The following is a 22,243-nucleotide window of genomic DNA, read 5'->3' on the forward strand; positions in this document are numbered from 1 at the left end:
CCGCATGACGCACGTGCACGACGGCGGAGCCCGGCCGGGCGAGGGGACGGGCCCCGGCGGGCCCGCCGCCGGGCCGGCGGTCGACTGGGACGCGCTGCGCGCCGCGGCGCGCGACATCATGACGCGCGCGTACGCGCCGTACTCGGGCTTCCCCGTGGGGGCGGCCGCGATCGCGGACGACGGCCGGGTGCTCGTCGGGTGCAACGTCGAGAACGCCGCCTACGGCGTGACGCTGTGCGCCGAGTGCTCGCTCGTGAGCGCGCTCGTCGGCTCGGGCGGTGGCCGTCTCGTGGCGTTCGCGTGCGTGGACCGCAACGGGGAGACGCTCATGCCGTGCGGGCGCTGCCGCCAGCTCCTGTGGGAGCACGGGGGACCCGACCTGCTGGTCGACACCGTGCGTGGTATCAAGACGATGAGGGACGTGCTGCCCGACGCCTTCGGGCCCGAGGATCTGGAGGAGCGCCCGTGACCAGCGACGACGCGGACCGGCAGGACGGGACCGAGAACGAGGACGTGCCGGGCGACGCGGACCGTGCCGAGGGGGAGGGCCCCGCGCCCGAGCCGTTCGACGCCGTCGACGTCATCCGGACCAAGCGGGACGGACAGCGGCTCGAGCCGGCCCAGATCGACTGGGTGATCGACGCCTACACGCGCGGCGTCGTCGCCGAGGAGCAGATGGCCGCGCTCGCGATGGCGATCTACCTCAACGGCATGGACCGCACCGAGATCGGCCGCTGGACCCAGGCGATGATCGCGTCCGGCGAGCGCATGGACTTCTCCGGGCTCTCGCGCCCGACGGCGGACAAGCACTCGACCGGGGGGGTGGGCGACAAGATCACCCTGCCGCTCGCGCCGCTCGTCGCGGTGTACGGCGTCGCGGTGCCGCAGCTCTCGGGCCGCGGCCTGGGTCACACCGGCGGCACGCTCGACAAGCTCGAGGCGATCCCCGGCTGGCGCGCGGCGCTGACGAACGAGCAGATGATGAACGCGCTCGAGCACGTGGGCGCCGTGATCTGCCAGGCGGGCTCGGGCCTCGCGCCCGCGGACCGCCTTCTGTACGCACTGCGCGACGTGACGGGGACGGTCGAGTCGATCCCGCTCATCGCGAGCTCGATCATGAGCAAGAAGATCGCCGAGGGTACGGGCGCGCTCGTCCTGGACGTGAAGGTCGGCTCCGGCGCGTTCATGAAGGAGCTCGACTCGGCGCGCGAGCTCGCGCGCACGATGGTGGACCTCGGGAGCGACGCGGGCGTGCGGACCGTGGCGCTGCTCACCGACATGTCCACGCCGCTCGGGCTCACCGCGGGCAACGCGCTCGAGGTGCGCGAGTCCGTCGAGGTGATGAAGGGCGAGGGGCCGCAGGACGTCGTCGACCTCACGGTCGCGCTCGCGCTCGAGATGCTCGCCGGCGCGGGCCGTCCGCAGGACGAGGACGACGTGCGGCACGCGCTCGTCGGCGGTCGTGCCCTCGACAAGTGGCGCGAGATGATCGCCGAGCAGGGCGGCGACTCGCGCGCGCCGCTGCCCGTGGCGCGCGAGCGCGAGCACGTCGTCGCGGACCGCGACGGCGTGCTGGAGCGTCTCGACGCGTACGCCGTCGGTGTCGCCGCGTGGCGGCTCGGCGCTGGCCGCGCGCGCAAGGAGGACCCGGTGCAGGCCGGCGCGGGCGTCGAGCTGTTCGCCAAGCCCGGCGACGTCGTGCGCAAGGGGCAGCACCTCATGACGCTCCACACCGACACGCCCGAGCGCTTCGAGCGTGCCGTGCAGGCGCTCGAGGGCGGGTGGTCGATCGCGGCGCCCGGCACCGTCGTCGAGCGTCGCCCCGTCGTCCTCGACCGTGTCGACTGAGCGCGGGACCGGGGTGGCGGCGGACGACCAGGGCGCCGCGGAGGGCGCCGGCCAGCGTCCCGACACACGGCGACCCCGGTCCGTCTACGGGGTCGGGACGGAGCCGGACGCCCGGTTCAGCCTCGCGAACGAGCGGACGGCGCTCGCGTGGGTGCGCACCGGACTCGGGCTCGTCGCGGGTGGCGTCGCGCTGACGTCGTTCGCGACGTTCGCCGGGATGCCCGGCGTCCTCGACGTCGTCGCGGGCGTCGCGTGCCTCGTCGGCGCGTGCTTCGCGGGGTACGCGCTCGTGTCGTGGCGGCGCAACGAGCGTGCGCTGCGGCTGCGCGAGCCGCTGCCCGCCCCGAGCGGGCTGCCGGTGCTCGTGACCGGGGTCGTCGTGCTCGCGGTGCTCCTCGCCGGGTACGCCGTCGGATCGGCGACCTGGCCGTGACCACGGACCCCGGTCCCGCTGCCGGGCCGCCGCCCCGCGACGAGGGGCTGCAGCCCGAGCGCACCGCCCTGTCGTGGCAGCGCACGGTCCTCGGCGTGGTGCTGGGGTCGCTGGTGCTCGCGGGCGCAGGGCTGCGCGCGGGCTCCACGGTCACGGTGTGCGCGGCGGCCGCCGTCGGCGTCCTCGCGCTCGTGCCCGCGGTCCTGCGGGCCCCGTCGGGCGGGCTCCCCGGCGACGGGCGGCTCCACTCGTTCGCGTTCCTCGTGCGCGTGGTCGCGCTCGTCGTCGCGCTCGCGCTCGTGGGCGCGGTGTGGGCGTTCGGGCGCGGTGCGGGCGCCGCATGAGCCTCCGGGACGTGCTCGGCGCGCTGCGGATCACGGACGTGGCGCGGCTCGGCCCCGCGCGCGGGCTGCCTGCCCCACCGCCCGCGGGGGCCTACGTGCCCGACGCCGACCCGCGGCACGCGCTCGACCTCGCGCGCCGCGCGGGGCACCCGGAGCAGCGCGTCGAGGCGCTCGCCCGGACGCTCCGCGCGCTCGACCCGGCGGCCCGCCGTGCCGTCGTCGACCCGCTGGGCCGTCTCGCGCCGTCGGGCGGGCACGACGACGCCCCGCGCGTCCGGGCGCTCGAGCTCGGCGGGGCGCGCGCCCGGCAGACCGACGGCACGACGTGCTGCTCGGCCGTCCTCGGCCTGCTCGCCGCCGCGGGCGACCCGGTCCTCGCGCTCTGGCTCACGACCGGGCTGCGGCCCGGCGGGACCACCCCGCCGCGGAGCACGCTCGCGCAGAGCACGGCCCGCTTCCGGGCGCTGCAGCAGGCGGTCAAGCGGCGCACCAACGCGCGCTCGCTCGGCCCGCTGCCGTGGCCCGCGGCGCTCGGGACGCCGCCCTGGGGCGCCGCGCGCGTCGCGCGCCACGCGGACGTCCGCTTCGTCGAGCGCACGGTCGCCGGGGGAGAGGACGCCGACGGCGGCCCCGTGCTCCGTGCGGCGCTCGTCGCCGCGGCGCGCGGCGTGCCCGTGCCGCTCTTCACCGGCGGCGACCTCGCGCACGGGATCGCGACCGCCGTCCCGCGGCACGTCGTCCTGCTCACGCGCGCCGACCCGCAGGCGCGGCGCTGCACCGTCTACGAGCCGTCGTCGGGCACGCTGCACGACCTCCCGGCCGCCGCCCTCCACGAAGCAGTCCGGGTGCCCGTGGCGCGCCGCGCGCTCGGGGGCTGGCCGCACGTGTGCTGGGCGCTCCTGCCCGCGGGCCGGGCTGGCGAGAGCGCTCGCCCCGACGCAGGATGGGCGTAGCCGCCACGACCGTGGTGCGCCGACCGTCAGGTGAGGAGACGCGATGAGCACCGTGCCCGGGAACGACGCATGGCGAGACGCCGGACTCGCCGAGCCGGACGACGAGGTCGTGAGCCTCGTCGAGGAGGTCGAGGACCCGGGCCCGGGCGTCGAGGACACCGAGCACGAGATCGACGAGTACACGCCCCGCACCCCGCGCCCCGACCTCGAGGGCGAGGCGAACGAGGCCGACGTCGTCGAGCAGGCGTCGACCGTGCCCACCGACGACGACGACTACGCCTGACCGCGCGGCCCTCGGCGCGAACGCGCGCGTACCGGCCGGTACCGTGAGCGCATGACCACCGAGAACGCCCCCCTGACGGTCGACGTCATCCGCTCGTTGCCCAAGGTCGTGCTGCACGACCACCTCGACGGCGGTCTGCGCCCCGCGACCGTCCTCGAGCTCGCCGCCGACGTGGGGCACCAGCTCCCGGCGGACGACGCCGAGTCGCTCGGGGCGTGGTTCGCCGAGTCCGCCGACTCCGGCTCGCTCGTGCGCTACCTCGAGACCTTCGACCACACCATCGCGGTCATGCAGACCCCCGCCGCGCTGGCCCGCGTGGCGCGCGAGGCCGTGCTCGACCTCGCGCGCGACGGCGTCGTGTACGCCGAGCAGCGCTGGGCGCCCGAGCAGCACCTCCAGCGCGGCCTCACGCTCCAGGAGACCGTCGACGCCGTGCAGGCCGGCATCGAGCAGGGCGTCGCCGAGGCGGCGGCCGAGGGCCGCACCATCCGCGTCGGTCAGCTCGTCACCGCGATGCGCCACGCCGACCGCTGGCAGGAGATCGCCGAGCTCGCCGTCGCGAACCGTGCGAACGGCGTCGTCGGGTTCGACATCGCGGGCGCCGAGGACGGCTTCCCGCCCTCGCGCCACGCGGAGATCTGGCGCTACCTGGCGGAGAACGACTTCCCCGTGACGATCCACGCGGGCGAGGCCGCGGGCCCCGGGTCGATCGCCGAGGCGGTGCACCTCGGGCAGGCGAGCCGCATCGGGCACGGCGTGCGGATCGTCGAGGACATCACGTTCGACCCCGAGTTCCCCCACAGTGCCGAGGGCGAGTCCGGCACCGCCGCGCTCGGGCTCCTCGCGCACTGGGTCCGGGACCACCAGATCCCGCTCGAGCTGTGCCCGTCCTCGAACGTGCAGACGGGCGCGGCGGCGTCAATCGCCGCGCACCCGATCACGCGCCTCAAGGAGCTCGATTTCGCCGTCACGCTCAACACCGACAACCGGCTCATGTCGCGCACGACGATGACGCAGGAGATGGCCCTGCTCGTCGAGCACGCGGGGTGGACGGTCGACGACCTCGCCGACGTCACGATGACCGCCGCGTGGAGCGCGTTCGTCCACCACGACGAGCGCCGCGCGCTCGTCGACGACGTGATCCTCCCGGGGTTCCAGGAGGTCCAGGGCGCGCAGCTCTGACCGACCGGTCGGAGCACACGACGACGGTGCCGTGATCGAGGCGATCACGGCACCGTCGTCGTGCGGTCAGACGCCCTTCGGGTGCCAGACGGTCTTGGTCTCGGTGAACGCGAGGATGCGCTGCGGGCGCGGGGCCTCGGTCCAGTCCGGCTCGGCGTCCTCGCCACGGCGGCCCGGGGCGGGTCGCAGGACGCGCTTCACCGAGTCGGCCGCGGCGGCCTCGACCTCGCCCCACGTGACGCCCTCGGCGCCCACGGCACCCGCGAGGTCGATCGCGTTGACGTCGAGGTGCGACGCGAGCGGGGGAGCGAGCTCCTTGGTGAAGCCCGTGAGGACGTTGACCACGCCACCGGGGACGTCCGACGTGGCGAGCACCTCGGACAGCGTCACGGCCGGGATCGGCCGCCGCTCGCTGGCCACGACGATCACGGAGTTACCCGTGACGAGCGGCGGGACGATCGTCGAGACGAGGCCCAGCAGCGACGAGCGCTGCGGGGCGAGCACCACGACGACGCCCGTCGGCTCGGGCGACGACAGGTTGAAGTACGGGCCCGCGACGGGGTTGGCCGAGCCGGCGACCTGCGCGACCTTGTCGGTCCAGCCCGCGTACCAGACCCAGCGGTCGATCGCCTCGGAGACCGCGAGCTCGGCCTGGCGGACGGGCAGGCCCTCGCCCGCGGCGACCTCGGCGACGAACTGCTCGCGGCGCCCCTCGAGCATCTCCGCCACGCGGTAGAGCACCTGGCCGCGGTTGTACGCCGTCGCGCCCGCCCACGTCGCCTGCGCCGCGCGCGCCGCGACCACGGCCTCGCGCGCGTCCTTGCGCGAGCCCTGGGCGACGTTCGCGAGGAACCGGCCCTTGGCGTCCGTCACCTCGTACGTGCGGCCCGACTCGCTGCGGGGGAACTTCCCGCCCACGTAGAGCTTGTACGTCTTGCGCACGCCCAGGCGCTCGGGCGCGGTGCGCGTCGTCGTGAGCGCCTTCGTCGTGCGGGCCATCAGTACGTGCTCCCCTCGATCAGGTAGGGCGCCAGGCCGTGCCGGCCGCCCTCGCGTCCGTAGCCGGACTCCTTGTAGCCGCCGAACGGGCTGGTCGGGTCGAACCGGTTGAAGGTGTTGGACCACACGACGCCCGCGCGCAGCTGGTCCGCCATCCAGAGGATGCGCGACCCCTTCTCCGTCCAGATCCCCGCGGAGAGGCCGTACGGGATGTTGTTCGCCTTGGCGACCGCCTCGGCGGGCGTGCGGAACGTCAGGACGCTGAGCACCGGCCCGAAGATCTCCTCGCGTGCGATGCGGTGCGCGGCGGAGACGCCCGTGAAGAGCGTCGGGGCGAACCAGTATCCCGACGACGGGAGCTCGCAGTCCGGGCTCCAGCGCGTCGCGCCCTCGGCCGTGCCGGCGTCGGCGAGCTCGGTGATGCGCGCGAGCTGCTGCGGCGAGTTGATCGCGCCGACGTCGGTGTTCTTGTCCATCGGGTCGCCCACGCGCAGCGTGCCGAGCCGCGCCTTGAGTCGCTCCACGAGCTCCTCGGCGATCGTCTCCTGGACGAGGAGGCGCGAGCCGGCGCAGCACACCTGGCCCTGGTTGAAGAAGATGCCGTTGACGATGCCCTCGATCGCCTGGTCGACCGGCGCGTCGTCGAACACGATGTTCGCGGCCTTGCCGCCGAGCTCGAGCGTCGCGTGCTTGCGCGTGCCCGCGATCTCCTTCGCGATGCGCTTGCCGACGGCGGTCGAGCCGGTGAACGCGATCTTGTCCACGTCCGGGTGGTTGACCAGGGCCGAGCCCGTGGCGCGCGCGCCCGTGACGATGTTGACGACGCCGGGCGGCAGCTCGGCCTGGCGCAGCAGGTCCGCGAAGAGCAGCGCCGTGAGCGGCGTCGTCTCGGCGGGCTTGAGCACGACCGTGTTGCCCGTCGCGAGCGCGGGCGCGATCTTCCACGCGAGCATGAGCAGCGGGAAGTTCCACGGGATGACCTGCGCGGCGACGCCGTGCGGTCGCGGGTCCGGCCCGTACCCGGCGTGCTCGAGCTTGTCGGCCCAGCCCGCGTAGTAGAAGAAGTGCGCGGCGGCCGTCGGGACGTCGACGTCGCGCGACTCCCGGATCGGCTTGCCGTTGTCGAGGGTCTCGAGCACCGCGAACTCGCGCGAGCGCTCGGCGAGCAGGCGCGCGATGCGGAAGAGGTACTTGGCGCGCTCGCGGCCCGGCATGGGTCCCCACACCTTCTCCTGCGCGCGGCGCGCGGCGCGGACGGCGCGGTCCACGTCCTCCTCGGTCGCCTCCGCGACCTCGGCGAGGACCTCCTCGGTGGCGGGGTTGACGGTCTTGAACGAGCCGGAGTCCGACGCGGGCGTGAACTCGCCGTCGACGAACAGGCCGTACGACGACGCGATGTCGACGACGGAGCGCGACTCGGGGGCCGGCGCGTACTCGAACGGCGAGCCGGCCGTGCTGGCTGTGGTGGTCATGGTGTCCTTCAGTCCCGCTCAGTCGACGGTCACGTAGTCGGGGCCCCAGTAGGTGCCGGTGGCGAGCTTGTTGCGCTGCATGAGCACGTCGTTGAGCAGCGACGACGCCCCGAACCGGAACCAGTCGGGGTCGAGCCAGTCGGCGCCCGCGGTCTCGTTGACCGCGACGAGGTACTTGATGGCGTCCTTCGACGTGCGGATGCCGCCCGCGGGCTTGACCCCGATCGGCACGCCCGTCAGCGCGCGGAAGTCGCGCACGGCCTCGAGCATGACGATCGTCACCGGGAGCGTCGCCGCGGGCGAGATCTTGCCGGTGCTCGTCTTGATGAAGTCGGCCCCCGCGAGCATCGCGAGCCAGGACGCGCGGCGCACGTTGTCGTACGTGGCGAGCTCGCCCGTCTCGAGGATGACCTTGAGGTGCGCGTGGCGCCCGTTCGCCCGGCACTCCTCGCGCACCGCGACGATGTCCTCGTACACCTGGGAGTAGCGACCCGAGAGGAACGCGCCGCGGTCGATGACCATGTCGATCTCGTCCGCGCCGGCCTCGACGGCGTCGCGCGTGTCCGCGAGGCGCACCGCACGGCTCGCGCGCCCGGAGGGGAACGCGGTCGAGACGGCGGCGACCTTGACGCCCGTCCCGGCGAGCGCCTCCACGGCGACGGGGACGAGGTCGTTGTACACGCACACGGCGGCAGCGGAGGGGCAGGTCGGGTCCGCGGGCTCGGGGCGCACGGCCTTCGCGGCGAGCGCGCGCACCTTCCCGGGCGTGTCCGCGCCCTCGAGCGTCGTGAGGTCGACCATGCGGATGATCGTGTCGAGCGCCCAGGCCTTCGAGGTCGTCTTGATCGACCGCGTGCTCAGCGCCGCCGCGCGGCCGTCCGCGCCGACCTTGTCGACGCCCGGGAGCCCGTGGAGGTAGCGCCGCCAGGCGGTGTCGTCGAGGCTGGCGGACCCGGTCACGGAGCGCGCGAGATCGGCGATCTCGGAGGCGGACCGGTCGGCGGCGCCCGGGGTCGCCGGCGCCGTCCCGGTGCCCGCCCGGCCGGTCTCGGCGACCGACGTCGGTGTCGTTGTGCTCATCGCACCAGGTTACCCGTCGGTACGGCTCGCGGCGGGCCGCCGCGAGCCGTACCAGAGGTCACAGCCCGAGCGCCCTCTGCATGTCCGCCTTCACGCGGTCGAGGCGAGCCCGTGCGGCGGCGCGGGCCGCGGTGAGGTCGTCGTGGGACGCGTCGGGGGCGACGGGCAGCACGACCTCGAGGTAGCACTTCACCTTCGGCTCGGTCCCGCTCGGGCGCACGATGACGCGCGTGCCGTCCGCCGTGAGGATGCGCACGCCGTCGGTGGGCGGCAGGCCGTCCAGGCCGGCCGACAGGTCGGCGACGTCCGAGACGCCGGCCCCCGCGAGCGTGCGCGGGGGAGCGGCCCTCAGGTGCGTCATCGTCTCGCCGATGCGGTCGAGGTCGGTGAACCGCGCGGAGAGCTGATCGCTCACGTGGAGGCCGTGCTGGCGTGCCAGGTCGTCGAGCGCGTCGACGAGCGTGCGGCCCTCCGCCTTGAGCCGGTTCGCGAGCTGCGCGACGAGCAGCGCGGCGCTGATGCCGTCCTTGTCGCGCACGTGCGCGGGGTCGACGCAGTAGCCGAGCGCCTCCTCGTAGCCGAACACCAGGCCGTCGACACGGGAGATCCACTTGAAGCCGGTGAGCGTCGTGGCGAAGCCGAGCCCGTGCGCGGCCGCGATCTTCCCGAGCAGTCGCGAGGACACCACCGAGCACGCGAGGACGCCCTGACCGCCGGAGGCCGCGACCCGGCGCGCGACGTCGTCGCCGAGGAGCGCGCCCACCTCGTCGCCGTGCAGCATGCGCCACCCGTTCGAGCGCGCGGTCTCCGCACCCTGGTAGGTGCCGACGCGCGGGTCGAACACCGCGACGGCGCACCGGTCGGCGTCGGGGTCGTTGGCGAGCACGACGTCCGCGCCCGCGTCCTGCGCGACGGCGAGCGCGAGGTCCATCGCGCCGGGCTCCTCCGGGTTGGGGAACGCCACGGACGGGAAGTCGGGGTTCGGGTCGAGCTGCTCCTCGACCGGCACGACGGTCGTGAAGCCCGCGTCGCGCAGCACGTGCGCGACCGTCTCGCCGCCCACGCCGTGCAGCGCGGTGGTGACGACCTTGAGACGCCGGGGCGCGCCGTCGGACAGCGCGAGGACCGAGCGCACGTACGCGTCGACGACGTCGTGACCCAGGACGGTCCAGCCCGAGCCCGCGCGGGGCACCGCGCGCGCGGGCCCGACGGCGGCGATGGCGGCGGCGATCCGTGCGTCGTAGGGCGGCACGATCTGGGCGCCCTGGCCCGAGTCGGTGACGACGCGGCCGCCGAGGTAGACCTTGTACCCGTTGTCGGCCGGGGGGTTGTGGCTCGCGGTGACCATGACGCCCGCGTCCGCGCCGAGCCGTCGCACCGCGAACGCGAGGACCGGCGTCGGCAGGGCCGACGGGAGCACGAGGACCTCGACGCCCGCCGCGGTGAGCACCGCCGCGCTGTCGACGGCGAACGTCCGCGAGCGGTGCCGCGCGTCGAAGCCGACGACGACGCGCGGGCGCGACGCCCCGCCCGCGCCCGCGGGCCCGAGCGTGTCGAGCAGGAACGTGCCGAGACCGGCCGCCGCGCGGATCACGACCGCGCGGTTCATGCGGTGCGGGCCGGCCGCCATGCGACCGCGCAGTCCCGCGGTGCCGAACTCCAGGGGCCCGGAGAACCGGTCCTGGAGCTCGGCGAGCGCCGACGCGCGCACGTCGTGCTGGCGCGGGTCGGACGAGTCGGCGAGGTCGAGCAGACGCCGCAGCTCGTCCTGGTCGTCCGCGTCGACGTCGTCGTCGATCCACGCCGCGACGCGTTCGAGGAAGGCGGAGCGGTCGGTCCCGGGGTCGAAGGCGGGGTCGTCCGCGGCGTCCGCCGCGTCCCGGTAGCCCGTCGTGCGGTCGGTCATGTCACACCAGCTTCGCGATGTCGGCCAGGAGTGCGCTGATCCGGGGCCCCGCGGCCTGGCCGGCCTCGATGACCTCGGCGTGGGAGAGCGGCGTCGGGCTGATGCCCGCGGCGAGGTTCGTCACGAGCGAGACGCCGAGCACCTCGAGACCGCAGTGGCGTGCCGCGATCGCCTCGAGCGTCGTCGACATGCCGACGAGGTCCGCCCCGAGGATCCCCGCCATGCGGACCTCGGCGGGGGTCTCGTAGTGCGGGCCCGGGAACTGCGCGTAGACGCCCTCCGGGAGGGTCGGGTCGACGCGGTGCGCGAGCTCGCGCAGCCGCGGCGAGTAGACGTCGGTGAGGTCGACGAACGTCGGCCCCTCGAGCGGGCTGCGCCCGGTGAGGTTGATGTGGTCGGAGAGCAGCACGGGAGTGCCCGCGCCCCACTCCTGGTTGAGCCCGCCGCACCCGTTCGTGAGGATCACCGTCTCGGCGCCGGTGGCCGCGGCCGTGCGCACCCCGTGCACGACGGCGCGCACCCCCTTGCCCTCGTACAGGTGCGTGCGGGAGCCGAGCACGAGCGCGTGCCGCACGGAGCCGTCGGCGCGCTCGACGCGGATCGAGCGCGTCACCGACAGGTGGCCCGCGACCGCGGGCGCCGAGAACCCGGGGATCTCGTGCGTCGGGACCTCCGCGACGACCTCGCCCAGGAGCTCCGCGGCGCCGCCCCAGCCCGAGCCGAGCACGAGGGCCATGTCGTGCCCGTCGACCCCGGTGGCCTGCGCGATGTGGTCGGCCGCGGCCCGGGCCACGAGGAACGGGTCGGTCGCGGGGTCGTCGAGCGGGGGTGTGCTCGCAGGCGTCGTCGTCATGGTCGCAAGGCTAGTCCGTCCGGGGAGGCGTGACGCGGCGAGCGGAGCGCCCGCCGCACGCCCCTGACCGGCCCGGGCGTCTCGCATGCTGACACCGCAAGGCGCGTCGGCCTGACAGAATGTCCGGCGTGACGCACGCGAGCATCGACCACCAGGCCACCCGCATCGTCGTCCTCGGAGGTGGGCCCGGCGGCTACGAGGCCGCTCTCGTCGCCCGCCGGCTCGGCGCCGACGTCACGGTCGTCGAGCGGCAGGGCCTCGGCGGCGCGGCGGTCCTCACGGACGTCGTCCCGTCCAAGACCCTCATCGCCACGGCGGACTGGATGACCATCGCCGAGCGCGCCGCCGAGCTCGGCATCCGCCTGCCTGTCGACACCGCGAAGGCGCAGCACCCCGCGATGCGACGCCACATCGTCGACCTGGAGGCCGTGAACTCGCGCGTCATGGCGCTCGCGGCCGCGCAGTCGGCGGACATCCACGCGCGCCTCGAGCGCGAGGGCGTGCGCGTCGTGCTCGGCGAGGGTCGGCTCGACGGCCCCGAGAGGGTCGTGGTCGACGCGCCCGACGGCGGCGACGGCCCGCTCGTGCTCGACGCGGACGTGATCCTCCTCGCCGTCGGCGCGACGCCCCGCGTCCTGCCGACCGCGCAGCCGGACGGCGAGCGCATCCTCACGTGGACGCAGCTCTACAACCTGTCCGAGCTGCCGGAGCGGCTCGTCGTCGTCGGCTCGGGCGTCACGGGCGCCGAGTTCGCGGGCGCGTACAACGCGCTGGGCTCGGACGTCGTCCTCGTGTCGAGCCGCGACCGCGTCCTGCCGGGCGAGGACGCCGACGCGGCGGAGCTGCTCGAGGGCGTGTTCCGCTCGCGCGGGATGACCGTCATGTCGCGCTCGCGCGCCGAGTCCGCCGAGCGCACCGCGGACGGCGTGCGCGTGACGCTCGCCGACGGCCGGGTCGTCGAGGGCTCCCACGTGCTCATCGCGGTGGGCGCCGTCCCCTCCACGAGCGGCATCGGGCTGGAGGAGGCGGGCGTGCGGCTCACGCCGAGCGGTCACGTCGAGGTCGACAAGGTGTCGCGCACGTCCGTGCGCGGCGTGTACGCCGCGGGCGACTGCACGGGCGTGCTGCCGCTCGCGTCGGTGGCGGCGATGCAGGGGCGCGTCGCGATGTCGCACGCGCTCGGCGACGCCGTGACGCCGATCAAGCTGCGGACCGTCGCGGCCAACATCTTCACCGCGCCCGAGATCGCGACCGTCGGGTACAGCGAGGAGCGGCTCAAGGCGCAGAACAGCAAGTACGTCACGACGATGCTCCCGCTGGCGCGCAACCCGCGCGCGAAGATGCTCGGCATGCGCGACGGCTTCGTCAAGCTGTTCGCGCACCCCGAGGCGGGGGTCGTGCTGGGCGGGGTCGTCGTCGCGCCGCGCGCGAGCGAGCTCGTGTTCCCCATCACGCTCGCCGTGTCGCACCGGCTCACGGTCGACGACGTCGCGTCCGCCTTCACGGTCTACCCGTCGCTCTCGGGGTCGATCGCGGAGGTCGCGCGCATGCTCCACCAGCACGAGAGCTGAGCGCGGGCGCGCAGCCCGGCTCGTCGGGCGAGGGCCGCGCGACCGGATCGTCAGAGGCGGCCGTCGAGCCGCAGGCTCCCGTCGGCGTACGCGAGCTCGGTGAGCTGGAACCCGGGGAACGTGTGCTCGAGGACGCCGCCGAGCAGCGCCTGCACGTCGACCGCGACGCGCAGCTCGGGCAGCACGCGCACGGCCTGCGGCGGCAGCCCGCGCGACCGCAGCGCGCGCTGGACGGGGGCCTCGGCGAAGCCGAGGAGCTTGTGCGCGGGCAGCCCGGCCGCGTTCGCCTCGACCGCGAGGACCGCCGTGCCCGCCACGACGGACTCGACGTGGAGCGTCGCGCGCACGACCGGCACGAGGCGCGCGGCGAGCCGCAGCGCCGACGGCGGGTCCGGGACCTCGCGCAGGTCGGCGACGACGCGCACGTCGTCCCCCTCGCCGGTCACCGAGCGCACGAACGGCGGCAGCCCGCCCGTCGCGCGCGCGATCTCGACGGCCTCGGTCACGGTCAGCTCGATGCGCACCCGTCGACCCTAACCCTGCCCCGCGGCGCGGCGGGGGCGGGGACCGCGGTCAGTCTCGGGCGCGGATCTCGGCGAGCAGCGGCCGGTGGTCGGACGCCGTCACGTCGAACACCGCGAACGAGCGGAACGTCACGGTGTCCGAGCCGAACACCCAGTCGATGCGGTGCGCGGGGGCGACGGCGGGCGAGGTGAGGGCGTCGGGGTCGCCCGCGACGTCCTGCCCGCTCTCGAGGCCGTGCTCCTCGACGAGCGCGATCTCGTCCCAGCCCGGCTCGGCGTTGAGGTCGCCCGCGAGCACCGTCGCGCCCTCGACGGGCTCCTCGGCGAAGAGCGCCGCGAGCTGGTCGAGCCGCGTCGGCGTGCTCTCCTCACGGTGCTGCAGGTGCACGGACGTCACGCGCACGGGCACGCCCGCCGCGTCGACCGTGGCGGACACCGCGGAGCGCTCCTGCGGCCCGGCGCCGTACGGCAGCGCGTGGCGGGCGACGTCGGCGAGGTCGCCGCGCAGCGGGTCCCAGAGGATCGCGTTGCCGAACTGCCGGTCGGCCGCGGGCACGAAGACGACGCGCATGCCCGTCGCACGCGCGAGGTACGTCGCGATGTCCGCGCCGCCGCCGAGCACCCACCCGCGCGAGACCTCCTGGAGGGTCACGACGTCGGCCCCCGACTCGTCGATCGTGGCGACCATCTCGTCGAGCCGCACCGACGGGTCGGCGCTCACGCCGTAGTGCAGGTTCCAGTCGAGGACCCGCAGCTCGCCGACGGGGTAGTCGGCCACGGCCGACGTCGTGGTGGGCACGTGCGCCTGCGACGTGCCGACGAGCGCGAGCACGGCGACCACCGCGGCGAGGACCGCGGCCGCCCCGAGCCCCGGGGTGCGCGAGGTCGCGGGGGCGGCCTCCAGGGTGCCGCGCGCGCGGAGCCCGGCGACGACGGCGGGCACCGCGAGCGCGACCGCGGCGGCGACCGGCACGAGCGTGTGCGGGACGGGCAGCGGCACGTCGTACTCGAGCTGGTACCCGAGCAGCGGCACGACCGTCGTCAGCCCGGCGACGCTCGCGGCGCCCGCGAGCCGGAGCCAGGTGAGCGGGCGCGCGGGCCGCGTGAGCGCGAGCGCGACGGTGCGCGCCGCGGCGGGGGCGAGGAGCACGAGGAGGACGAGGAGCGCCCGGCCCCCGACGGTCCCGGGGCCGTCGGTGCGGGGCACGGCGAGGAACACGACCGCGACGCCCACGACGAGCAGCGCGGGGGCCGCCCACGGCGAGCCCGGTCGGGACGCGCGGCCCGCCCACGGCACGAGCCACGCGGTGAGCGCGGCGGCGACCGCCACGCCGGCGACGGCGAACGGCAGGGCGACGCCCGCCTGCGACGCCGCGAACGCCGGGTTGGCGAGCGCCTGCACGGCGAGCGCGAGGAACGGTCCGAGCACCCACAGCCCGCGCGCGCCGGGGAGGGCGGCGCGGCCGCGGAGCAGCCACGCGCACGTCCCGGCGGCACCCGTGACGGCGACCGTCACGACCCAGCCCGCGACGTCGGCGCGCCAGTAGGCGTCCCACGTCCCGAGCACGGTGCTCAGCGCCGCGGCGAGCAGGGCGCCGAGCGTGACGCCGAGCGCGACGCGCGAGCCGCGCGCGAGCACGACGCCCGTGCGGGAGGGGGCCGCGTCCGCGTCGGGGCCCGTCTCGTGCGCGCCCGGGTCCGCGCCCGCAGCGGTCTCGCGGCCGGCTCCGCTCACGAACGCGGCGACGAGCACGAGCACGCCGACGCCGAGCGCGACGGAGGCCAGGCCCACGCCGTACCGGACGAGCCCGAGGTCCACGCCCGCGACGATCGCCGCGCCGAGGCCCTGGACCGCGAGCCGGGCCACGACGAGCGACGCGACCGCGAGCAGCACGACCTTGCCCGTGAGCTCGAGGCGGGCCGCGATCATCACGACGAGCACGCCCGGCGCCGCGTACGTCGCGAGCGCCGTGAGCGCCACGGTGACGACGCCCGCCGTGAACGCGTGGTCGAGCAGGGGACCGCTCGACCGGACGAGCTCGACGACGACGGCCGTGACGGTCGCCAGGAGGACGAGGGGGACGAGGTCGCGGCGGTCGGGCCGGGTGGCGGACCGGGGCGACGCGGGCTGCGCTGCGCTCACGAGGGCAGACGCTACCGGGCGGTCGGTGTGATCCGCACCACACGATCGGGTCTTCCGTGCCAGACTGAGGGATCGGCTGCGACGGCGCGCCACCACCTCGGCGCGCGAGGAGGCGAGGACGTGGAGACGACCGCGGACATCGACCGGCACGCGGCGGGCGCGGACGGCGCCCCGACCGCGACGGGCAGCGAGCGCATCGGGCACTGGGTCGCGGGCGGCGTGCGCGACCGCGCCGAGCGGTACGGTCCCGTGCACGACCCGTCGACCGGCGCGGTCACGGGACAGGTGGCGCTCGCCTCCGCGGCGGACGTCGACGCCGCGGTCGCGGCGGCGCGCGACGCGTTCCCCGCGTGGCGCGCGACGAGCGTGTCGCGTCGCGTCGAGATCCTCTTCGCGTTCCACCAGCTCCTCGTCGAGCACAGGGACGAGATCGCCGCGGCCGTGAGCGCCGAGCACGGCAAGGTGCTGTCGGACGCCGCCGGCGAGGTGGCCCGCGCGCTCGAGTGCGTCGAGTTCGCGTGCGGGATCGGCCAGCTCCTCAAGGGCGGGTACACCGAGCAGGCGTCGTCGGGCGTGGACGTGCACGAGGTCAAGCAGCCGCTCGGCGTGGTCGCGGGCATCACGCCGTTCAACTTCCCGGCCATGGTGCCGCTGTGGATGATCCCCAACGCGATCGCGTGCGGGAACACGTTCGTGCTCAAGCCGAGCGAGCGCGACCCGTCGGCGTCGCTCGTCGTCGCGCGCCTGCTCCAGGAGGCGGGCGTCCCGGACGGCGTCGTCAACGTCGTGCAGGGCGACCGCGTCGCGGTCGAGCGCCTGCTCGAGCACCCCGACGTCGAGGCGGTGAGCTTCGTCGGCTCGACGCCCGTCGCGCGCCACGTGTACGAGACGGCGACGCGCCACGGCAAGCGCGTGCAGGCGCTCGGCGGCGCGAAGAACCACATGGTCGTCCTGCCCGACGCCGACGTGGACGTCGCGGCGGACGCGGCGGTCTCCGCGGCGTACGGGTCGGCCGGCGAGCGCTGCATGGCCGTGTCCGTGCTCGTCGCGGTGGGCGCCGTGGCCGACCCCCTCGTCGAGGCGATCCGCGAGCGCGTCGCGCGCCTCGTCGTCGGGCCGGGCTCCGACCCCGCGTCGCAGATGGGGCCGCTCATCACGGCCGAGCACCGCGACCGCGTCGCGGCGCGCGTGGGCACCGCCGCCGAGGAGGGCGCGACGCTCGTCGTCGACGGCCGCGAGGTCCCCGACGGCGCACCCGACCTGGGGCAGGGCTTCTTCCTGCGCCCCACGCTCGTCGACCACGTGCGCCCGGAGCACACGGTGTACCGCGAGGAGATCTTCGGGCCCGTGCTGTCCGTCGTGCGCGCGCAGACGTACGACGAGGCCCTCGGGCTCGTCAACGACAACCCGTACGGCAACGGCGCCGCGATCTTCACGCGCGACGGCGGCGCGGCGCGCGCGTTCGAGGTCGACGCCCGGGCCGGGATGATCGGCGTCAACGTCCCCATCCCCGTGCCCGTCGGCTACTACTCGTTCGGCGGCTTGAAGAGCTCGCTGTTCGGCGACCTGCACGTCTACGGGCCCGAGAGCGTGCAGTTCTACACGCGCACGAAGGTCGTCACGACGCGCTGGCCCGACCCGTCCACGGCGGGCGTCGACCTCGGCTTCCCGCGGACGCGGTGACGGCAGCGCGGAGCGGAGGACGCCGATGACCACGGACCAGGAGGCGAGGGGACGGGCCGCCGAGCGGTCGCGCACGCGCGCCGACGACCGGTACGTCTTCCACTCGTGGTCCGCGCAGGACGCGATCGACCCGCTGCCCGTCGCGGGCGGCGAGGGCGCGTGGTTCTGGGACGAGGACGGCAACCGCTACCTCGACTTCGCGTCCCAGCTCGTCAACCTCAACCTCGGCCACCAGCACCCCCGCCTCGTCGCGGCGCTCCAGGCCCAGGCCGGGCGGCTCGCGACCGTCGGCCCGACGTTCGCCAACGACGTGCGCGGCGAGCTCGCCCGGCTGATCGCGGAGCGCGCGCCCGGTGCGGCCGCGGCCGGCGCGGACGGCGACCGCCGCTGGCGCGTGTTCTTCACCAACGGCGGCGCGGACGCCGTCGAGAACGCGGTGCGGCTCGCGCGCCTGCACACCGGCCGGGCCAAGGTCCTCTCGGCGTACCGCTCGTACCACGGCAACACCACGACGGCGATCTCCCTCACGGGCGACCCGCGCCGCTGGCCCAACGAGGTCTCGCCCGACCCGCACGTGCGCCACTTCCTCGGCCCGTACACGTACCGCTCCGCGTTCGGGGCGCGCGACGACGCGGAGGAGGGCGAGCGCGCCCTCGCCCACCTGCGGGAGGTCGTGCAGCTCGAGGGCCCCGGGACGATCGCCGCGATCCTGCTCGAGACCATCGTCGGGACGAACGGCGTGCTGGTCCCGCCCGACGGTTACCTCGCGGGCGTGCGCGCGCTGTGCGACGAGCACGGCATCCTGCTCGTCACCGACGAGGTCATGGTCGGCTTCGGCCGGGTCGGCGAGTGGTTCGCCGTGAACCGGTGGGGCGTCGTGCCCGACCTCGTGACCTTCGCCAAGGGCGTGAACTCCGGCTACGTGCCGCTCGGCGGCGTCGTCGTCGGCGAGCACGTCGCGCGCACGTTCGACGACCGGGTCTTCCCCGGCGGGCTCACGTACTCCGGCCACCCGCTCGCGTGCGCGGTCGGGGTCGAGTCGGTCCGCACGTTCGAGGACGAGCGCATCCTCGACCGGGTGCGGACCCTCGGCGCCGACGTCGTCGGGCCCCGGCTGCGCGAGATCGCGGACCGGCACCCCAGCGTCGGTGAGGTGCGCGGCCTCGGGTTCTTCTGGGCGGTCGAGCTCGTGCGCGACCGCGCGACGCGCGAGCCGCTCGTCCCGTTCAACGCGAGCGGGGCCGCCGCCGCGCCCATGGGCGCCGTCGTCGCGGCCGTCAAGGAGCGGGGCGTGTGGCCGTTCGTGCACTTCAACCGCCTGCACGTCGCCCCGCCGCTCGTCACGTCCGCCGAGGACCTGGAGCACGGGCTCGCCGCGATCGACGCGGCGCTCGACGTCGCCGACGGGTACGCCGGGGTGGCCACGTGACGGCCCGGCGACGCCGCACCGAGCGGGACCGACCCGCACCCACGTCCGAGGAGGGCTCATGACCACCGTGCGTGCCGCGCTCACCCAGGTCCGCTGGACGGGTGACAAGGAGTCGATGATCGACGTCCACGAGAAGCACCTGCGCGACGCCGCCGACCAGGGCGCGCGGCTCGTGTGCTTCCAGGAGCTGTTCTACGGGCCGTACTTCTGCCAGGTGCAGGACGCGGCCTACTACGCCTACGCCGAGTCCGTCCCCGGGCCCACGGTCGAGCGGTTCTCGGCGCTCGCGGCCGAGCTGGGGACCGTCGTCGTGCTGCCCGTCTACGAGGAGGAGCAGCCCGGCGTGCTCTACAACACGGCGGCGGTCATCGACGCCGACGGGCGCTACCTCGGCAAGTACCGCAAGACGCACATCCCGCACGTGCGTGGGTTCTGGGAGAAGTTCTACTTCCGCCCCGGCAACTTGGGCTACCCGGTGTTCGACACCGCCGTCGGGCGCGTGGGCGTCTACATCTGCTACGACCGGCACTTCCCCGAGGGGTGGCGCGCGCTCGGGCTGAACGGCGCGGAGATCGTGCTCAACCCGAGCGCGACGAGCCGCGGGCTCTCCAACTACCTGTGGAGGCTCGAGCAGCCGGCGGCGGCGGTGGCCAACGAGTACTACGTCGGCGCGATCAACCGCGTGGGTGTCGAGGACCTGGGCGACGACGACTTCTACGGCACGTCGTACTTCGTCGACCCCGAGGGCGCGTTCGTCGGCGACACCGGCGACGACCACGAGGAGGAGCTGATCGTGCGCGACCTCGACATGGACCTGCTGCGCGTGGTGCGCGACCGGTGGCAGTTCTACCGGGACCGGCGCCCCGACGCGTACGACGACCTCACCCGGCCGTGAGCGGACCGCGCGGCACCGGACCTCGAAGGGAGACCACGCGATGGCGCACACGCTGATCCGGGGCGGGACCGTCGTCGGGCCGACGGGCTCGGCGCCCGCCGACGTGCTCGTGGACGGCGAGCAGGTCGCCGCGCTGCTGCGGCCGGGGGACACGAGCCTCGGCGCCGACCTCGCCGCGACCGCCGAGCGCGTCGTCGACGCGACGGGCAAGTACGTGATCCCGGGCGCGGTCGACTGCCACACGCACATGGAGCTGCCGTTCGGCGGGACGAACGCGTCGGACACGTTCGAGACGGGGACGCGCGCCGCGGCCTGGGGCGGCACGACGACGATCGTCGACTTCGCCGTCCAGCGCACCGGCGAGCGCGTCCAGGACGGGCTCGCCGCGTGGCACGCGAAGGCGGACGGCAGGTGCGCGATCGACTACGGGTTCCACCAGATCCTCGGGGGCGTCGACGACGACTCGCTCAAGGCCATGGACGAGCTCGTGGCGGAGGGGATCACGAGCTTCAAGCTCTTCATGGCGTACCCGGGCGTGTTCTACAGCGACGACGGGCAGATCCTGCGCGCGATGCAGAAGGCACGCGACAACGGGTCGGTGATCATGATGCACGCGGAGAACGGCATCGCGATCGACGTGCTCGTGCGCGAGGCCCTCGACCGCGGGGACACCGCGCCGTACTTCCACGGCACCACGCGGCCGTGGGAGACCGAGGAGGAGGCGACGCACCGCGCTATCATGCTCGCGCGCCTCACCGGCGCGCCGCTGTACGTGGTCCACATGTCCGCGAAGCAGGCCGTCGCGACGCTCGCCGAGGCGCGCGACGAGGGCTGGAACGTGTTCGGCGAGACGTGCCCGCAGTACCTGTACCTCTCGCTCGAGGAGCAGCTCGGCGCGCGCAGCGACGAGTGGGGCGACTTCGAGGGCGCCAAGTGGGTGTGCTCGACGCCGCTGCGCTCGCGCGCCGAGGGCCACCAGGACGAGCTGTGGCGGTACCTGCGCACGGGCGACCTGTCGGTCGTGAGCACCGACCACTGCCCGTTCTGCATGAAGGAGCAGAAGGAGCTCGGCCGCGGCGACTTCTCGAAGATCCCCAACGGCATCGGCGGGGTCGAGCACCGGCTGAACCTGCTCTACCAGGGCGTCGTCGACGGGCGCATCACGCGCGAGCGATGGGTCGAGCTGTGCTGCACGACGCCGGCGCGCATGTTCGGCCTCGACGGCCGCAAGGGCGTGCTCGCCCCGGGCGCCGACGCCGACGTCGTCGTGTACGACCCGGCCGGCCGCACGTCGATCGGGTACGAGGCGACGCACCACATGAACATGGACCACTCCGCGTGGGAGGGGTTCGAGGTCGACGGGCACGTCGACGTCGTCATGTCGCGCGGACGCGTCGTCGTCGAGGACGGCACGTACCACGGCAGCCCCGGGCACGGGCGCTTCCTGCGCCGCGGGCTGTCGGCGTACCTGCGGTGAGGAGGGCACGTGGACCTCGGGGTGGTGCTGCAGAACGACCCGCCCGCGTGGCGGGTCGTCGACCTCGCGCGCCAGGCGGAGACGTACGGCTTCTCGCACGTGTGGACGTTCGACTCGCACCTGCTCTGGGAGGAGCCGTTCGTCGTCTACTCCCAGATCCTCGCCGCGACGCACCGCGTCACGGTCGGGCCCATGGTGACCAACCCCGCGACGCGCGACGTCACGGTCACGGCGTCGCTCTTCGCGACGCTCAACGAGATGTTCGGCAACCGGACGATCTGCGGCATCGGGCGCGGCGACTCCGCGGTCCGCGTCATCAACGGCCGCCCCGTCACGCTCGCCCAGCTCCGCGAGGCGATCGGCGTGATCCGCGGCCTCGCGTCCGGGCAGGCGGTCGAGTACCGGGGCTCGACCCTGCGCCTCCCGTGGAACCCCGACTCGCGGCTGCCCGTGTGGGTCGCGGCGTACGGGCCCAAGGCGCTCGCCCTCACGGGCGAGGTGGGCGACGGCTTCATCCTCCAGCTCGCCGACCCCGACGTCGTCGCGTGGTCGATCGCCGCTGTCCGGTCCGCGGCCGAGCGCGCGGGCCGCGACCCGGACGCGGTGCGCGTCTGCGTCGCCGCGCCCGCGTACGTGACGAGCACCGCGCCGTCGAACGGGGAGTCCGGTCGCCGGGCGCTCGCGCACGCCTACGACCAGTGCCGCTGGTTCGGCGGGATGGTCGGCAACCACGTCGCGGAGATCGTCGCGCGCTACGGTCCCGGCGGCGCCGAGGAGAGCGCGGGCGTGACCATCCCGCACGCGCTCACCGACTTCGTCGCCGGCCGCGACGGCTACGACTACAACGAGCACGGGCGCGCGGGGAACACGCACACCGCGTTCGTCACCGACGAGATCGTCGACCGGTTCTGCGTCGTCGGCCCGCCCGAGCGGCACGTCGAGCGCCTGCGCGAGCTCGCCGCGCTCGGGGTCGACCAGTTCGCCCTCTACCTGCAGCACGACGCGAAGGACGAGACGCTGCGCGCGTACGGCGAGACGATCGGCCCGGCGGTACGCGGAGCCGTGCGCACGCGCGAGTGACGGACGGGGGCCGGCCCCGCTGCGTCCGGGCGGGTCCGACGCGGCCCCGGGCGCGGAGGGCCCACGTGACCGAGCCCACGTGACGCCG

Annotated in this window: 20 protein-coding genes; 13 read left to right on the forward strand and 7 right to left on the reverse strand. The window is 75.0% G+C overall.

Going from position 1 to position 22,243, the window contains the following annotated elements:
• Positions 1 to 4 precede the first annotated feature (4 nt).
• From GJV82_RS08345 to GJV82_RS08375, 7 genes are read left to right on the forward strand one after another with little or no spacing between them, the layout of a single operon-like run.
• Entirely contained in the window at positions 5 to 469 is a 465-nt protein-coding gene (locus tag GJV82_RS08345) for a cytidine deaminase (protein WP_115942258.1), read from the forward strand.
• 44 nt (positions 470 to 513) lie between these two features.
• Complete coding sequence (locus GJV82_RS08350; protein WP_318657433.1) at positions 514 to 1,848, forward strand: thymidine phosphorylase; 1,335 nt, start codon at positions 514 to 516, stop codon at positions 1,846 to 1,848.
• Complete coding sequence (locus GJV82_RS08355) at positions 1,838 to 2,281, forward strand: YidH family protein (protein ID WP_312028562.1); 444 nt, start codon at positions 1,838 to 1,840, stop codon at positions 2,279 to 2,281. The genes GJV82_RS08350 and GJV82_RS08355 overlap by 11 nt, the downstream gene beginning before the upstream one ends.
• On the forward strand, positions 2,278 to 2,625 hold the full coding sequence (locus GJV82_RS08360) for a DUF202 domain-containing protein (RefSeq protein WP_162289596.1): 348 nt from the start codon (positions 2,278 to 2,280) through the stop codon (positions 2,623 to 2,625). Before GJV82_RS08355 ends, GJV82_RS08360 begins: the two co-directional genes overlap by 4 nt.
• On the forward strand, positions 2,622 to 3,578 hold the full coding sequence (locus tag GJV82_RS08365) for a hypothetical protein (protein WP_155098898.1): 957 nt from the start codon (positions 2,622 to 2,624) through the stop codon (positions 3,576 to 3,578). The genes GJV82_RS08360 and GJV82_RS08365 overlap by 4 nt, the downstream gene beginning before the upstream one ends.
• 43 nt (positions 3,579 to 3,621) lie before the next feature.
• Positions 3,622 to 3,861, forward strand: coding sequence for a hypothetical protein (locus GJV82_RS08370; protein WP_024841155.1), 240 nt, complete (start codon positions 3,622 to 3,624; stop codon positions 3,859 to 3,861).
• A gap of 51 nt (positions 3,862 to 3,912) precedes the next feature.
• Positions 3,913 to 5,043 (forward strand): adenosine deaminase, encoded by a 1,131-nt coding sequence (locus tag GJV82_RS08375; protein WP_024841156.1) that lies wholly within the window; start codon positions 3,913 to 3,915, stop codon positions 5,041 to 5,043.
• A 66-nt stretch (positions 5,044 to 5,109) separates the two neighbouring features.
• Here GJV82_RS08375 and GJV82_RS08380 read toward each other — a convergent pair whose 3' ends face one another.
• The 5 genes from GJV82_RS08380 to GJV82_RS08400 are packed head-to-tail and all read right to left on the reverse strand — an operon-like array spanning position 5,110 to position 11,353.
• Complete coding sequence (locus tag GJV82_RS08380) at positions 5,110 to 6,042, reverse strand: aldehyde dehydrogenase family protein (RefSeq protein WP_155098899.1); 933 nt, start codon at positions 6,040 to 6,042, stop codon at positions 5,110 to 5,112.
• Positions 6,042 to 7,514 (reverse strand): aldehyde dehydrogenase family protein, encoded by a 1,473-nt coding sequence (locus GJV82_RS08385; RefSeq protein ID WP_024841158.1) that lies wholly within the window; start codon positions 7,512 to 7,514, stop codon positions 6,042 to 6,044. The genes GJV82_RS08380 and GJV82_RS08385 overlap by 1 nt, the downstream gene beginning before the upstream one ends.
• Positions 7,515 to 7,532: 18 nt before the next feature.
• The gene (gene deoC / locus GJV82_RS08390; protein WP_155098900.1) at positions 7,533 to 8,594 is read right to left on the reverse strand and encodes a deoxyribose-phosphate aldolase; all 1,062 of its coding nucleotides are present in this window, start codon (positions 8,592 to 8,594) and stop codon (positions 7,533 to 7,535) included.
• A gap of 58 nt (positions 8,595 to 8,652) precedes the next feature.
• Positions 8,653 to 10,500, reverse strand: coding sequence for a phospho-sugar mutase (locus GJV82_RS08395; RefSeq protein WP_155098901.1), 1,848 nt, complete (start codon positions 10,498 to 10,500; stop codon positions 8,653 to 8,655).
• Between the two features lies 1 nt (position 10,501).
• Entirely contained in the window at positions 10,502 to 11,353 is an 852-nt protein-coding gene (locus GJV82_RS08400) for a purine-nucleoside phosphorylase (RefSeq protein WP_155098902.1), read from the reverse strand.
• Positions 11,354 to 11,472: 119 nt separating this feature from the next.
• Here GJV82_RS08400 and GJV82_RS08405 point away from each other — a divergent pair, with 119 nt between their 5' ends.
• The gene (locus GJV82_RS08405) at positions 11,473 to 12,924 is read left to right on the forward strand and encodes an NAD(P)H-quinone dehydrogenase (protein WP_024841163.1); all 1,452 of its coding nucleotides are present in this window, start codon (positions 11,473 to 11,475) and stop codon (positions 12,922 to 12,924) included.
• A 50-nt stretch (positions 12,925 to 12,974) separates the two neighbouring features.
• Here the strand turns inward: GJV82_RS08405 and GJV82_RS08410 are convergent, their stop codons facing one another.
• Together GJV82_RS08410 and GJV82_RS08415 are read right to left on the reverse strand one after the other, a co-directional pair.
• Positions 12,975 to 13,448 (reverse strand): hypothetical protein, encoded by a 474-nt coding sequence (locus GJV82_RS08410; RefSeq protein WP_155098903.1) that lies wholly within the window; start codon positions 13,446 to 13,448, stop codon positions 12,975 to 12,977.
• Positions 13,449 to 13,497: 49 nt separating this feature from the next.
• A complete protein-coding gene (locus GJV82_RS08415; RefSeq protein WP_155098904.1) occupies positions 13,498 to 15,591 on the reverse strand; it encodes an endonuclease/exonuclease/phosphatase family protein in 2,094 nt (697 codons plus the stop codon).
• Between the two features lie 138 nt (positions 15,592 to 15,729).
• Here GJV82_RS08415 and GJV82_RS08420 point away from each other — a divergent pair, with 138 nt between their 5' ends.
• From GJV82_RS08420 to GJV82_RS08440, 5 genes are read left to right on the forward strand one after another with little or no spacing between them, the layout of a single operon-like run.
• Positions 15,730 to 17,274: a CoA-acylating methylmalonate-semialdehyde dehydrogenase gene (locus tag GJV82_RS08420; protein ID WP_404812946.1), complete on the forward strand. Its 1,545-nt coding sequence runs from the start codon at positions 15,730 to 15,732 to the stop codon at positions 17,272 to 17,274.
• A 25-nt stretch (positions 17,275 to 17,299) separates the two neighbouring features.
• The gene (locus GJV82_RS08425; protein WP_155098905.1) at positions 17,300 to 18,703 is read left to right on the forward strand and encodes an aspartate aminotransferase family protein; all 1,404 of its coding nucleotides are present in this window, start codon (positions 17,300 to 17,302) and stop codon (positions 18,701 to 18,703) included.
• Between the two features lie 58 nt (positions 18,704 to 18,761).
• Positions 18,762 to 19,598 carry a nitrilase-related carbon-nitrogen hydrolase gene (locus GJV82_RS08430; protein WP_024841168.1) on the forward strand — a complete coding sequence of 279 codons (837 nt, stop codon included), beginning with the start codon at positions 18,762 to 18,764 and terminating at the stop codon, positions 19,596 to 19,598.
• Between the two features lie 40 nt (positions 19,599 to 19,638).
• A complete protein-coding gene (hydA, locus tag GJV82_RS08435; protein ID WP_155098906.1) occupies positions 19,639 to 21,075 on the forward strand; it encodes a dihydropyrimidinase in 1,437 nt (478 codons plus the stop codon).
• A gap of 9 nt (positions 21,076 to 21,084) precedes the next feature.
• The gene (locus tag GJV82_RS08440; RefSeq protein WP_318657430.1) at positions 21,085 to 22,155 is read left to right on the forward strand and encodes a TIGR03842 family LLM class F420-dependent oxidoreductase; all 1,071 of its coding nucleotides are present in this window, start codon (positions 21,085 to 21,087) and stop codon (positions 22,153 to 22,155) included.
• Positions 22,156 to 22,243: the final 88 nt, after the last annotated feature.

Source organism: Cellulosimicrobium composti, assembly GCF_009711085.1.
GTDB lineage: Bacteria > Actinomycetota > Actinomycetes > Actinomycetales > Cellulomonadaceae > Cellulosimicrobium > Cellulosimicrobium composti.

Coding starts and splice junctions, on each gene's coding strand:
- GJV82_RS08380 (WP_155098899.1), bottom strand. CDS start 6,042: ATGGCCCGCACGACGAAGGCGCTCACGACGACGCGCACCGCGCCCGAG.
- GJV82_RS08425 (WP_155098905.1), top strand. CDS start 17,300: ATGACCACGGACCAGGAGGCGAGGGGACGGGCCGCCGAGCGGTCGCGC.
- deoC (WP_155098900.1), bottom strand. CDS start 8,594: ATGAGCACAACGACACCGACGTCGGTCGCCGAGACCGGCCGGGCGGGC.
- GJV82_RS08345 (WP_115942258.1), top strand. CDS start 5: ATGACGCACGTGCACGACGGCGGAGCCCGGCCGGGCGAGGGGACGGGC.
- hydA (WP_155098906.1), top strand. CDS start 19,639: ATGGCGCACACGCTGATCCGGGGCGGGACCGTCGTCGGGCCGACGGGC.
- GJV82_RS08430 (WP_024841168.1), top strand. CDS start 18,762: ATGACCACCGTGCGTGCCGCGCTCACCCAGGTCCGCTGGACGGGTGAC.
- GJV82_RS08370 (WP_024841155.1), top strand. CDS start 3,622: ATGAGCACCGTGCCCGGGAACGACGCATGGCGAGACGCCGGACTCGCC.
- GJV82_RS08365 (WP_155098898.1), top strand. CDS start 2,622: ATGAGCCTCCGGGACGTGCTCGGCGCGCTGCGGATCACGGACGTGGCG.
- GJV82_RS08385 (WP_024841158.1), bottom strand. CDS start 7,514: ATGACCACCACAGCCAGCACGGCCGGCTCGCCGTTCGAGTACGCGCCG.
- GJV82_RS08395 (WP_155098901.1), bottom strand. CDS start 10,500: ATGACCGACCGCACGACGGGCTACCGGGACGCGGCGGACGCCGCGGAC.
- GJV82_RS08405 (WP_024841163.1), top strand. CDS start 11,473: ATGTCCGGCGTGACGCACGCGAGCATCGACCACCAGGCCACCCGCATC.
- GJV82_RS08400 (WP_155098902.1), bottom strand. CDS start 11,353: ATGACGACGACGCCTGCGAGCACACCCCCGCTCGACGACCCCGCGACC.
- GJV82_RS08375 (WP_024841156.1), top strand. CDS start 3,913: ATGACCACCGAGAACGCCCCCCTGACGGTCGACGTCATCCGCTCGTTG.